The organism is Mesorhizobium sp. W050 (assembly GCF_054719535.1).
Genome location: NZ_JBTTIH010000001.1, coordinates 1,517,780 through 1,530,372 on the forward strand (window position 1 = coordinate 1,517,780; position 12,593 = coordinate 1,530,372).

Annotated in this window: 13 protein-coding genes and 1 pseudogene; 12 read left to right on the plus strand and 2 right to left on the minus strand. The window is 63.5% G+C overall.

Annotation, left to right across the window (positions count from 1 at the left end; translation table 11 throughout):
* The first annotated feature begins 20 nt into the window (after positions 1 to 20).
* Entirely contained in the window at positions 21 to 1,211 is a 1,191-nt protein-coding gene (locus ACYG9Y_RS07215) for an integrase core domain-containing protein (protein ID WP_352608426.1), read from the plus strand.
* Positions 1,212 to 1,503: 292 nt separating this feature from the next.
* Positions 1,504 to 2,298 (plus strand): thymidylate synthase, encoded by a 795-nt coding sequence (locus ACYG9Y_RS07220; RefSeq protein ID WP_023740254.1) that lies wholly within the window; start codon positions 1,504 to 1,506, stop codon positions 2,296 to 2,298.
* A gap of 11 nt (positions 2,299 to 2,309) precedes the next feature.
* Here the strand turns inward: ACYG9Y_RS07220 and ACYG9Y_RS07225 are convergent.
* Positions 2,310 to 2,508: pseudogene (locus ACYG9Y_RS07225) on the minus strand (TOBE domain-containing protein).
* 159 nt (positions 2,509 to 2,667) lie between these two features.
* On the opposite strand from ACYG9Y_RS07225, the gene modA reads away from it, so the two are divergent.
* The 4 genes from modA (at position 2,668) to ACYG9Y_RS07245 (ending at position 5,696) form a co-directional block, all read left to right on the plus strand.
* Entirely contained in the window at positions 2,668 to 3,462 is a 795-nt protein-coding gene (modA, locus tag ACYG9Y_RS07230; RefSeq protein WP_156929846.1) for a molybdate ABC transporter substrate-binding protein, read from the plus strand.
* A 15-nt stretch (positions 3,463 to 3,477) separates the two neighbouring features.
* Complete coding sequence (gene modB, locus ACYG9Y_RS07235; RefSeq protein ID WP_023740252.1) at positions 3,478 to 4,182, plus strand: molybdate ABC transporter permease subunit; 705 nt, start codon at positions 3,478 to 3,480, stop codon at positions 4,180 to 4,182.
* The gene (modC, locus tag ACYG9Y_RS07240; protein WP_023740251.1) at positions 4,179 to 5,291 is read left to right on the plus strand and encodes a molybdenum ABC transporter ATP-binding protein; all 1,113 of its coding nucleotides are present in this window, start codon (positions 4,179 to 4,181) and stop codon (positions 5,289 to 5,291) included. Before modB ends, modC begins: the two co-directional genes overlap by 4 nt.
* A gap of 69 nt (positions 5,292 to 5,360) precedes the next feature.
* On the plus strand, positions 5,361 to 5,696 hold the full coding sequence (locus ACYG9Y_RS07245; protein WP_023740250.1) for a winged helix-turn-helix domain-containing protein: 336 nt from the start codon (positions 5,361 to 5,363) through the stop codon (positions 5,694 to 5,696).
* A gap of 211 nt (positions 5,697 to 5,907) precedes the next feature.
* Here the strand turns inward: ACYG9Y_RS07245 and cobF are convergent, their stop codons facing one another.
* Positions 5,908 to 6,681 (minus strand): precorrin-6A synthase (deacetylating), encoded by a 774-nt coding sequence (gene cobF, locus ACYG9Y_RS07250; RefSeq protein WP_023740249.1) that lies wholly within the window; start codon positions 6,679 to 6,681, stop codon positions 5,908 to 5,910.
* Positions 6,682 to 6,828: 147 nt separating this feature from the next.
* Between cobF and ACYG9Y_RS07255 the strand changes: the two genes are divergently transcribed.
* The 6 genes from ACYG9Y_RS07255 (at position 6,829) to ACYG9Y_RS07280 (ending at position 12,547) form a co-directional block, all read left to right on the plus strand.
* Positions 6,829 to 7,845 (plus strand): DUF4424 domain-containing protein, encoded by a 1,017-nt coding sequence (locus ACYG9Y_RS07255; RefSeq protein ID WP_023740248.1) that lies wholly within the window; start codon positions 6,829 to 6,831, stop codon positions 7,843 to 7,845.
* The gene (locus ACYG9Y_RS07260; protein WP_023667408.1) at positions 7,845 to 8,363 is read left to right on the plus strand and encodes a dihydrofolate reductase; all 519 of its coding nucleotides are present in this window, start codon (positions 7,845 to 7,847) and stop codon (positions 8,361 to 8,363) included. Before ACYG9Y_RS07255 ends, ACYG9Y_RS07260 begins: the two co-directional genes overlap by 1 nt.
* 145 nt (positions 8,364 to 8,508) lie before the next feature.
* Positions 8,509 to 9,624 carry an FtsH protease activity modulator HflK gene (hflK, locus tag ACYG9Y_RS07265; protein WP_023749643.1) on the plus strand — a complete coding sequence of 372 codons (1,116 nt, stop codon included), beginning with the start codon at positions 8,509 to 8,511 and terminating at the stop codon, positions 9,622 to 9,624.
* Positions 9,624 to 10,601 (plus strand): protease modulator HflC, encoded by a 978-nt coding sequence (hflC, locus tag ACYG9Y_RS07270; protein WP_023668332.1) that lies wholly within the window; start codon positions 9,624 to 9,626, stop codon positions 10,599 to 10,601. The genes hflK and hflC overlap by 1 nt, the downstream gene beginning before the upstream one ends.
* 4 nt (positions 10,602 to 10,605) lie before the next feature.
* Positions 10,606 to 10,791, plus strand: coding sequence for a DUF2065 domain-containing protein (locus ACYG9Y_RS07275; protein WP_023668333.1), 186 nt, complete (start codon positions 10,606 to 10,608; stop codon positions 10,789 to 10,791).
* 238 nt (positions 10,792 to 11,029) lie between these two features.
* A complete protein-coding gene (locus ACYG9Y_RS07280) occupies positions 11,030 to 12,547 on the plus strand; it encodes a DegQ family serine endoprotease (RefSeq protein WP_023753511.1) in 1,518 nt (505 codons plus the stop codon).
* Positions 12,548 to 12,593: the final 46 nt, after the last annotated feature.

Below are 12,593 nucleotides of genomic sequence, written 5' to 3' on the forward strand. Positions count from 1 at the left end.
TGTCCGCCGGAGGACCGGCGATGGTTTGGCGAGAGACTGGCATCATGGACGAGCGGCTACGGTTTGTTGTGGAGTGTCTTTCTAGGGATAAGACGATGGTTGCGCTTTGTGCGGCCTACGGGATCTCACGCAAGAACGGCTACAAATGGCTAGGACGCTATCGGACGTTTGGGCCTGAGGGTTTGCACGACCTGCCGCGAGCCCCGCTCAATCATGGCCGGGCGACAGCTCAGGACCTGGTTGAGCGGATTGTGGCGGCCAAGGAGCTGCATCCGCTCTGGGGTCCAAAGAAGATCGTGGCACGGCTCAGGCGCACGGCTCCCGAGTTCATGTGGCCTTCAGCCTCGACGGTCGGCGCGATCCTTGCGCGGCATGGGCTTGTCCGCGCCCGCAAGCGGCCACGGCTACGGGCCTGCGGCAATGGACCCTGGCCACAGCCGCAAGAACCGAACGCGGTGTGGACTGGCGATCACAAGGGCTGGTTCCGGACCCGCGACGGCTGGCGTTGCGAACCCTTGACGGTGATGGATGCGTCGAGCCGCTACCTCCTGGCGCTCGAAGCGACGGGGTCGACGGCCGATAGCGAAGCCTGGCCGGTGTTTGAGCGGCTGTTTGAAGAGCATGGCCTGCCAGATCGGTTCAGAAGCGACAATGGCCCACCCTTCGCATCGGCCGGCGTCACCGGACTGACGCCGCTTGTCGTGCGCTTCATCAAGCTCGGCATCACCTTGGAGCGGATCGCACCCGGCAGGCCACAGCAGAACGGACGTCACGAGCGCTTTCACCTGACCATGCTGCCGATGGCCGAGGCACCGGAAGCCGACCGAACGGCACAGGGCCAGGCCTTCGAGACCTTCCGCCACAGCTACAATGAGGAACGTCCCCATGAGGCGCTGGGCATGGATACGCCCGCCCAGCACTACCGGTCCTCACAGCGCGCCATGCCCAGGACACCACCCGAGCCCGTCTATCCGGCCGAGGCCTCGGTCCGCCGCGTGCGCCACAATGGCGAGATCCGATGGAATGGCGGCTTCATATATGTCTCGCAAGCGCTGGCGGGCGAACCGGTCGCTGCGTTGGAGACCGAAGACGGACAATGGACACTCTCATTCCATGCCCACCCGCTCGGCTTCATCGACACACGGCACATGAAGCTTGTCCGCCGCAGCGCCGCGCCAACCAATCCGCTTGGCGCTGCGGCGGACGCATAGGGGGAGAGAAGTGTCACCTATGTATCCGGTTCAAAGTGTTACCCATCTATCGGCTGGACACTGACCGCAGCCTTGGCTCTCTCTCTCTCTCGAACGCTTGTGATTGGCGAAACCGCTGATCACAGCGCCCCTCTCCCCGTCCCTATACGGGGAGAGGATGCCGGCAGGCAGGTGAGGGGCAGCGCTAACCATTGAAGAGTGATGGGGCAAGCCGCGTTCTGGTCCCTTTTGCTGTGTTCGGCCGGCGGCCAGTCGGTTATGATGGCGGTAACCCCGAATCGAGGCGAAGCCGATGCGCCAGTATCTCGACCTTTTGCAGCATGTGCTGGACAATGGCGCCGACCGTGGCGACCGCACGGGCACCGGCACGCGTGGGGTGTTCGGGTACCAGATGCGCTTCGACCTGTCGCGCGGCTTTCCCGTCACCACCACCAAGAATCTGCATCTGAAGTCGATCATCCATGAACTCCTGTGGTTCCTGGCCGGCGACACCAACATCAAATACCTTAGAGATCATGGCGTTTCGATCTGGGACGAATGGGCCGACGAGAATGGCGATCTCGGCCCGGTCTATGGCAAGCAGTGGCGCTCTTGGCCGGATGGCCATGGCGGGTCGATCGACCAGATTGCCAATGTTCTGAAGGAGATACGCAGGAATCCGAATTCACGCCGGCTGATCGTTTCGGCGTGGAACCCGGCCGAAGTAAAGGCGATGGCGCTGCCGCCCTGCCACTGCCTGTTCCAGTTCTACGTCTCGGACGGCAAGCTGTCCTGCCAGCTCTACCAGCGCTCGGCCGACATTTTTCTCGGCGTACCCTTCAACATCGCTTCCTACGCGCTGCTGACCCTGATGGTGGCGCAGGTGACCGGGCTGAAGCCCGGCGAGTTCGTCCATACGCTGGGCGATGCGCATCTCTATTCCAACCATTTCGAGCAGGCGCGCGAGCAATTGCGGCGCACACCCAAGGCGCTGCCGACGCTGTGGATCAATCCGGAGGTGAAGGACCTGTTCGCCTTCCGCTTCGAGGATTTCCGGCTGGAAAACTATTTTGCCGACGCGTCGATCAAGGCGCCGATCGCGGTCTGATCCGCCCACCTTCAATCAATGCCGACCATGACGCCCGATGCCTTGATCACGGCATAGGCCTGCTTGCCTTTTTCGAGCTCGAGATCGGCAACGGCCTCGTTGGTGATCGAAGCGTGACGACGGAGCCGGCGACATCACCGCGGACAGGCGAGGTGCTTCGACGATCTCGACGATCGTTCCCTTGAGGATGTTGCGGGCGCTGATCTTCATCGGAGTTCCTTTCCGGGTTTCGGTGCACGTCCAAACCAGAACAATCGATGCCGAACATACGCTTTCGCAGGAGGCGGCCTTCCCTTGTTATATTCATCCAGATATATCGGTCGGCAGGAGTCGAGCCAGCAGATTTCAAGCCCAGGGAGAGTTTTCATGTTGGGGCACAAAGGTTTTGGTATGAGGGCAATCGCGATTGGCGGCTTTGCCGTAGCTCTGATGGCCGCGATGCCGGCGGCTCACGCGGGAGACAAGGTGATCGTGTTTGCCGCAGCCAGCCTCAAGGACGGGCTCGACGCCGTCACCAAGGCCTGCGAAGCCGATGTCGGTGAAGCGGCGACCGTCTCCTACGCCGCGAGCTCGGCGCTGGCCAAGCAGATCGAAAGCGGGGCGCCCGCCGATGTGTTCATTTCGGCCGATCTCGACTGGATGAAGTACCTCTCCGACAAGAGACTGACCAAGCCGGAAACCGAGGTGAAACTGCTCGGCAACCAGATCGTGCTGGTGGCGCCACAGGATTCCAAGGTCGAAACCAGGATCGAGAAAGGCTTCGACCTGGCCAAGCTGGTTGGCGACGGCAGGCTTGCCATGGGCGACGTCAAGGCGGTGCCGGCCGGCAAATACGGCAAGGCGGCACTTGAATCGCTCGGCGTCTGGTCGTCGGTCGAAGGCAAGGTGGCGCAGGCCGAGAATGTGCGCGCCGCGCTCAAGCTGGTTTCAACGGGCGAGGCCGCGCTCGGCATCGTCTATGCCACCGACGCGCATGCCGACAAGGGAGTCAAGGTGGTCGGCACCTTCCCGGAGGATTCGCACCCGCCGATCATCTATCCGGTTGCCCAGACCACCGATTCGAAGGACAAGGATACCCCGGCTTTCCTGAAGTGCCTGCAGTCCGCCAAGGCGGTGGAGCTGTTTAGGGATCAGGGTTTCACCGTGCTCACGCCGAGCAATTAAGGTAGCGGCTGACGCATGAACTGGCTGCTGGACCTCACTCCGGACGAATGGAATGCGGTCCGGCTGTCGATCAAGGTGGCGACGGTGGCGATGCTGTTCAGCCTGCCGCCGGGCATCTTGATGGCGCTTTTGCTGGCCCGCGGAAAATTCTGGGGCAAGACGCTGCTCAACGGCGTGGTTCACCTGCCGTTGATCCTGCCGCCGGTGGTGACAGGTTATCTCTTGCTGCTTACCTTCGGCCGGCGCGGGCCGGCGGGAGCGTTCCTGGCCGAGCATTTCGGCATCGTCTTCTCGTTTCGCTGGACCGGCGCCGCACTGGCCTGCGGTATCATGGGCTTTCCCCTGATGGTGCGGGCGATCCGGCTGTCGATCGAGGCGGTCGACCGCAAAATGGAGGCAGCGGCGGGAACGCTCGGCGCCAACCCGATTTGGGTCTTCGCCACCATCACGCTGCCGCTGATCCTGCCCGGGCTGATCGCCGGCTCGATCCTGTCCTTCGCCAAGGCGATGGGCGAGTTCGGCGCCACCATCACCTTCGTCTCTAACATTCCCAACGAGACGCAGACGCTGCCTTCGGCGATCTACACCTTCACGCAGGTGCCTGGCGGCGATGACGGGGCGCTCAGGCTGACGCTGATCTCCATCGTCATCTCGATGGCCGCATTGGTCACCTCGGAAGTGCTGGCGCGGCGCGTCGGCCGGCGGATGGACATCGAATGAGCGTGCTGGTGGACATCAGCCATCGGCTCGGCGGTTTCGCCGTCGACGCGCGTTTCGAAAGCGCCGGGCGGCTGACGGCGCTGTTCGGGCCATCGGGCTCCGGCAAGACGACGCTGATCAACGTGATCGCCGGCCTGATCCGACCGGACAAAGGGCGTATCGCGGTCGATGGCCGCGTGCTGGTCGACACCGATGCCGGCATTTTCGTGCCGAAGCACAAGCGCCGGATCGGCATGGTGTTCCAGGACGCGCGGCTGTTTCCGCATATGAGCGTGGCCGGCAATCTGCGCTATGGCCGCTGGTTCACGCCACCGGCGGAGCGCTATGCGGATATCGACGCGGTCGTCGAACTGCTCGGCATCGGTCCTCTGCTCGACCGGCGACCGGCAAAGCTCTCGGGCGGCGAGAAGCAGCGCGTGGCGATCGGCCGGGCGCTGCTTGCCAGCCCGAAACTGCTGTTGATGGACGAGCCGCTGGCCTCGCTCGACGATGCGCGCAAAGCCGAGATCCTGCCCTATATCGAGCGGCTGCGCGACGAGACCAAGCTGCCCATCGTATATGTCAGCCACTCCGTCGCCGAGGTGGCGCGGCTGGCCAGCGACGTGGTGGTGATGGCGCAAGGCAAGGTCGCAGCCTCCGGTCCGACCGGCGCGATCATGCAACGGCTCGAATTGCTGCCGGCGGAGGAACGCGGCGAGGGCGGCGCGGTTCTCGACACCAAGGTGCTGCGCCATGACGAGATCTTCGGGATGACCGTGCTCGGCTCGGCGGCGGGGGAAATCCGGGTGCCGCAATTGGCGGTCTCGGTCGGCGCGCCTGTGCGCATCCGAATCCGCGCCCGCGACGTGATGATCGCCACCGAACAGCCGAAAGGTCTCAGTGCGCTCAACATCCTGCCGGGCGCCATCGTCGCAATCGGCTCGGGCGAGGGGCCGACGGTCGAAATCGGCATCGACTGCAATGGCGCAACCGTGCTTGCGCGCATCACCGAACAATCCAGGCAGGTACTGAACCTTCAACTCGGCGGCAAGGTGTTCGCGGTGATCAAGACGGTCAGTTTCGACCGTGCCAACACCGGCGCCGGGCTGCCGGCCGAAGCGGATGGCTGATAGCCGCTATATCGTTTTGGAATAGCGCTATGGGTCGAGAGGGGCTAGTGTGACCGTGGAGGACAAGAGATGCCGTCGCTGAGCCTGCGGATAAATCTCGATCCGGACGGGCGCATAGGTCCGGGCAAGATCGAATTGCTGGAGCAGATCGCCACTTTCGGCTCGATCTCGGCTGCGGCACGCGGCATGGAGATGTCCTACAAGCACGCCTGGGATCTGGTGGAAGATATGAACCGTGTGTTCGGCAAGCCGCTGGTCGCGGCGCAGACCGGCGGCAAAAAGGGCGGCGGCGCGCAGCTGACATCAGTTGGCCTTGCAGTCGTCAGCCGTTTTCGCGCTATCGAGCGCGCTGCGGCGGCAGCGGCGGCCACGCATATGGACGCCTTGCAGGCCGAGATTGATTGATGCTGGGTGAGGGTTGAAGCTTGCGATCCGTCACAACCCCCTCTGTCCTGCCGGACATCTCCCCGCAAGGGGGGAGATCAGCTCGCCCGTAGACGGGCGCTAATCTGTTAGGCGATTGGCGAAATCCTCCGTGACGGCCAATCTCCCCACTAGAGGGGGAGATGTCCGGCAGGACAGAGGGGGGCGCGAAGGAACTCGACCTTTGAGCGCGCTATTCCTCGGGCTCTGCTGCTTTACGCAGCAGATAGGTGTCCATGATCCAGCCCTTTCTTTTCCGGGCTTCTTCTCTCGTCCTCTCAATCTCCTCGCCGACATCACCCAGGCGACCGGAAACGAGGATCTCATCGGGTGTGCCGAGATAGGCGCCCCAATGGATGATCAGATCCTTGTCTGCCAGCGTGTTGAAGGCGCATTTGCCGTCGAGCATGACCACGGCGCTGCCGGCATTGTGCGGCATGCCTTGTTCGGCGAGGCGGCGGCCGGTGGTGATCAGCACGGGGTCGCCGATGCGGTTCAGCGCCATCTTGTGGCCGGCGGCTAGCGCCTGGACGGCGGTGATGCCGGGAATGACCTCCAGTTCGAATGCGACATTGCCCCTCAGTCGTACGCGCGCGAGGATGCGCAGCGCGCTGTCATAGAGCGAGGGGTCGCCCCAGATCAGGAAGGCGCCGCAGCCGTCCTCGGCAAGTTCGTCGCGGACCAGGCTCTCATAGATCTGGGCGATGGCCTCGTGCCAGTCATCGACGGTCGAGCGATAGGAAGGCGCCGGCTCGGCGCGCACCGGCACGTCGAACTCGACGCGGCGCGATTTCGGATTGCTGACGAAACGGTCGCAGATATGGCGGCGCAATTCGGCAAGGTCGTTCTTCTTCGCCCCCTTGTCGGGGATAAACAGGACGTCCGCCCGGTTTAGGCCTGATATGGCCTGCACGGTCATATGGTCGGGATTGCCGGCGCCGATGCCGATGACGAGAAGCTTGCGCATGACGCGAACTCCTGCCCGATCGAAACCTGTTAGTCCAGACCGCCGATTGGCGTGTCCAGACACTGTGGCGTCCTGCTGGGAGACGGAAGGCTTTGAAACGCCACATTGAAACGGCTAGGGTCGCGGCATTCTTGGCGAGGGGCTTCGATGTTGCAATATGTTCTGTCCGTAGCGCTGGCGCTTTTAGCCGTGCCCGCGCTGGCCAATGATACGACCGCCGAACTCGGCACAGGTGGCCTGATCCTGTCGCGTAGCGACGCGGTGTCGATGCAAAGCGAGGATCTCTATATCTCGCCGGAAAAGATCACGGTCGACTACGTCTTCCACAACAACACCGACACGGATGTAAATGCCATCGTCGCTTTTCCGCTGCCGGACATCGAAGGCAATCCGGAGGAAATGCCGGCCATCCCGGAAAACCAGAGCGACAATTTCCTTGGCTTCGAGGTGATGATCGACGGAGCGCCGGCAAAGCCGCAGCTCGAGCAGAAAGTGTTCGCTGTCGGCATCGATATCGGCGCCGATCTGAAGGCGCAGAACGTGCCGTTCAATCCGTTCGGCGATGCGGCCAAGGCGGCCCTGGCGAAGCTGCCGAAAACGGTCGCCGAGGATTGGGAAAACCGCGGCATCATCATCGAGGATACGGGCAGCGACGGTACCGAGGCGAACAAGGTCTATACGCCGTGGTGGCAGTTGCGCTCGACCTATTGGTGGCGCGCGATATTTCCGGCCAACAAGGATGTCCACGTCTCGCACCGCTACAAACCGAGCGTCGGCGGCACGTCATCGGTGAGTTTCTTCTATGACGGCAAGTTCACCGAGGGCAGCCAGTACACGACCTACAAGACCCGCTACTGCATGGACGACAGCTTCGAGAATGCGGTGCGGCAGGCCGCCAAGGCCGACGGTTATCCGCATTTTTACGAGAACCGCATAGCCTATATCCTGACCACCGGCGGCAACTGGGCCAATGGCAGCATCGGCAAGTTCAAGCTAACCGTCGACAAGGGCAATCCGAAAGCGCTGATCTCGTTTTGCGGCGACAATGTCAAGAAGGTCGGGCCGACGACCTTCGAGACGGCGGCGCAGGATCTCTATCCCGAGCACAACATCGACATATTGCTTTTGGAGCCGTCGGATGACGGCACCGGGGGAGCCAACTGATGGACGTCGCGATCTATGTCGCCATTGCGCAGAACGGCGTCATCGGGCGCGACGGCGGCTTACCGTGGCGGCTGTCCACCGATCTCAAGCGCTTCAAGGCCGATACGATGGGCAAGCCCGTCATCATGGGCCGCAAGACTTATGAAGGCATCGGCCGGCCGCTGCCGGGCAGGTTGAACATCGTGGTGACCCGCGACAAGGCCTGGCGCGCCGAGGGCATCGAGGTAGCGCACTCCCTGGAGGCCGCGATCCAGCTGGCCACGGTGCGCGGGCGTTGCATGGCCGGCGTCGACGAAATCTGCATCATCGGCGGCGGCGAGATCTATGCGCAGGCGCTGCCGCTGGCAGACCGGCTGCACGTCACCCATGTGCTGGCGGCGGTCGATGGCGACGCGCATTTTCCCGACATCGATCCGGATTTGTGGCGCCTTGTCAGCGCTCAGGACGTTCCGGCCGGTGAAAAGGACAGCCATGCGACGCGCTATTCGGTTTACGAGCGACGCCGCGGCGTGCATTGAGACGATAAAAGGGTCGCGAACGTCCAAAACGGACATGCTCGGCAGCGGATCGCGTTGAAAGCGCATCGCGGCATCCCTATAGAAGAACAACTGGATTTTGCGCCGCAACGCCGGCGCCGAGGGAATTCCAAGCGAAAGGACATTCATGCCCTGGAACGACAAGAGCGGCGGTGGCGGCGGCCCATGGAGTGGCGGCGGCGGCAACAATCAGGGACCTTGGGGGCAGGGACCGAAGGGGCCTAGCGGCCCGCCGGGGTCACCTCCCGATCTCGAAGACATCATCCGCCGCGGCCAGGACCGGCTGCGGCGCGCGCTGCCCGGTGGCGGCGGCGCCAGCCCGGCCGTGTTTGCGCTGATCGCAGCGGCTCTGATCGTGCTGTGGGCGTTCAAGGCGGTCTACACCGTGCAGCCGGACGAGGTTGCGGTCGAGCTGCGCTTCGGCAAGCCGAAGGCGGAGCTGTCGCAGCCAGGTCTGCATTTCCATTGGTGGCCCGTCGAAACCGTCGAGACGGCCAACATCGCCGAACAGCTCGTCGATATCGGTGGTGGCGGCGCGACGAGCGGCAACTCGTCGGGGCTGATGCTTACCGGCGACCAGAACATCGTCAACGTCCAGTTTTCGGTGGCCTACCAGGTCTCCGATCCCCGGGCCTATCTGTTCGACGTCTCCGACCCAGAAGGCATGCTGCAGCAGGTCGCAGAGAGCGCCATGCGCGAAGCGGTCGGCCGGCGACCGGCCCAGGACATCTTCCGCGACGACCGTCAGGGCATTGCGGCGTCGGTGCGTGAAATCATCCAGACGACGCTGGACGGCTACAAGGCCGGCCTGAACGTCAACGCAGTTTCGATCGAGGACGCGGCGCCGCCGCGTGAAGTGGCCGACGCGTTCGACGAAGTGCAGCGCGCCGAGCAGGACGAAGACAAGTTCGTCGAGCAGGCCAACCAGTATTCCAACCAGAAGCTCGGCCAGGCGCGTGGCGCCGCGGCGCAGATCCGCGAGGACGCGGCAGCCTACAAGAACCGTGTCGTCCAGGAAGCCGAAGGTGAGGCGCAGCGCTTCATCTCGGTCTATGACGAATACGCCAAGGCGCCCGATGTGACGCGCCGGCGGCTTTATCTGGAAACGATGGAAAAGGTGCTGAAGGAATCCAACAAGGTCATCGTCGAACAGGGCAATGGACAAGGGGTCGTTCCCTATCTGCCGCTGCCGGCACTGCAGCCGAAGGCGCCGCCGCCTGCGACCACGGGAGGAGCCCAGTGATGGCCAATCGTCTTCCCATCATCGCGGTCATCGCGGCCGTGCTTCTGTTCCTGCTCTACTCCTCGGTCTTCGTGGTCAACGCGCGCCAGCAGGCGCTCGTGCTGCGGTTCGGCGAGATCGTCGACGTGAAGAATGAACCCGGCATCTATTTCAAGGCGCCTTTCGCCTTCTTCGACGCCGACAGCGTGCAGTTGATCGAAAACAGGGTGCTGCGCTTCGATCTCGATAACATCCGCGTCCAGGTTTCGGGCGGCAAGTTCTATGAGGTCGACGCTTTCATCGCGTACCGCATCTCGGATCCGCGGGTGTTCCGCTCAGCCGTGTCCGGCCAGATCACACTGGCCGAAGCACGACTGAGGACGCGTCTCGATGCGGCGCTGCGCCGTGTCTACGGTCTGCGCGACTTCGAGGCGGCGCTCTCGGAAGAGCGGGCCGTGATGATGCGAGAAGTGCGCGATCAGCTTCGGCCCGACGCCACCTCGCTCGGCCTGCAGATCGAGGATGTGCGCATCCGCCGAACCGATCTGACGGCTGAGGTTTCGCAGCAGACCTTCGACCGCATGAAGGCCGAACGTTTGGCCGAGGCCGAACGGCTGAGAGCGCGCGGCAAAGAGGCCGCGCAGCGCATTACCGCCCGCGCCGACCGCGAAGTGGTGGAAATCGTCGCCGAGGCGCGCAAGGAATCGGAAATCCTGCGTGGTGAAGGTGAAGCCCAGCGCAGTGCGACCTTTGCCGACGCCTACAAACGCGATCCGGCGTTCTTCGACTTCTACCGGTCGATGAATGCCTATGGCACGGCGCTGGACAACTCCGGGACGACGATGGTGCTTTCGCCGAACTCGGAGTTCTTCCGCTTCTTCCGCAATCCGGACGGTACGGACGCGAAGCCGGCGACACCTGCGGCTCCGGCGACGGCACCTGCCGCGCCGGCGACGGCACCTGCCGCGCCGGCTGCACAACCTGCACCCGCCCAGTAGGGCGGTGCAGGATTTCCTTGCGGCCATAGGCCTGGTCCTCGTTGTCGAGGGCCTGGTCTATGGCGGCTTTCCCGGCCTTGCCAAACGTCTTGCCGGCGAAGTGCTGTCGACGCCGGAAATTGCGCTGCGCATCGTCGGGCTGGTGGCGATCGCCATCGGCGTCGGCATCGTCTGGTTGGTGCGTGGCTGAGGACCGCTGATCTGCAATTCCAGGAAAGTGTGAGCGGTTTTCCGTCCGGAATTGCGTAAAAGCAAAGGGATTGAACTGTTCGCCGTTTCCGCGAAACGGCGAACCGCTCTAAGGTGTAACGGAGGATTTATCCTCCTGATGTGGCCATAGCCGCAAACGTGCCGTATTTCTTGCCAACATGACGCGACGCGGCGTTTTGCCGAAGCGCTTTTTCTTTTCAGATTCCGGGAGGCTTTCGATGACATCCAACACCCTTCTGCGCGCGGCGCGGCGGACGTTCATCGCAGGTGCTGCGGCACTTATGGTCGGCGCGCTTGCCGTTCCGGCTTTGGTGACGCCGACGGTGGCCGCGGACGGACCGGCTTCGGTTGCCGACCTCGCCGAAGGCCTGCTCGGTGCGGTGGTCAACATCTCGACCTCGCAGACCGTGAAGGGCACGGAAGGTCCGGGCGCGGTGCCGATGCCGCAGCTGCCGGAGGGTTCGCCGTTCCAGGATTTCTTCGACGACTTCTTCAAGAACCGTGGCGGCGACAAGGATGGCGGCGCGCAAAAGGTGCAGTCGCTGGGCTCCGGCTTCGTGGTCGACGCCGAGCAAGGCATTGTCGTCACCAACAACCACGTCATCGCCGATGCAGACGACATCGAGGTGAATTTCTCCGACGGCGTGACGCTCAAGGCGACGCTGGTCGGCACCGACACCAAGACCGACGTGGCGGTGCTCAAGGTCGACCCGAAGGGCCACAAGCTGACGGCGGTGAAGTTCGGCGATTCCAACAAGATGCGCGTCGGCGACTGGGTGATGGCGATCGGCAATCCGTTCGGCCTTGGCGGCACGGTGACGGTCGGCATCGTCTCGGCCCGCAACCGCGACATCAATTCCGGCCCCTACGACGACTTCATCCAGACCGACGCCGCCATCAACCGCGGCAATTCCGGCGGGCCGCTGTTCAACAGCCTGGGCGAGGTCATCGGTATCAACACGGCGATCATCTCGCCGTCGGGCGGCTCGATCGGCATCGGTTTCTCCATCCCCTCGCAGCTTGCCTCGGGCGTCGTCGACCAGCTGCGCCAGTTCGGCGAGACCCGTCGCGGCTGGCTCGGCGTGCGCATCCAGCCGGTGACCGACGACATCGCCGAGAGCCTCGGCATGGCGACCGCCAAGGGCGCGCTGGTGGCCGGCGTCATCAAGGGCGGACCGGTCGACAACGGCACAATTCTCGCCGGCGACGTCATCATCAAGTTCGATGGCAAGGACATCCATGAAATGCGCGACCTGCCGCGCGTCGTGGCGGAAAGCCCGGTCGGCAAGGCGGTCGACGTGATCATCGTGCGCAAGGGCGTCGAGCAGACGGTGAAGGTGACGCTCGGCCGGCTTGAGGACGGCGAGAAGGTCGCTGCCGGTGAGGACGGCACTACCGATGAGGACAAGGGCGGCGACAAGGCGCCCGCGGTCTCCACGGCCTCGGTGCTCGGCATGACCGTCGGCGAGCTCAATGACGACACACGGAAAAAATTCGGCATCGCGGCCGACGTCTCCGGCGTCGTCATCACCGACGTCACCAAGGATTCGGCCGCCGCCGAGCGCGGCATCCAGGCCGGCGAGGTGATCACCGAAATCGCCCAGGAATCGGTCGCGACCCCGAAGGACGTCATGGACCGGATCGGCGCGCTGAAGGAGCAGGGCCGCAAGAATGCACTTCTGATGCTGGCGTCGAAGACCGGCGAGTTGCGCTTCGTGACGATCCGGATGGATTGAGTCCGGTCAGGCCTGCAACGATCTGATTTCGAAATGAAAAGGGCGG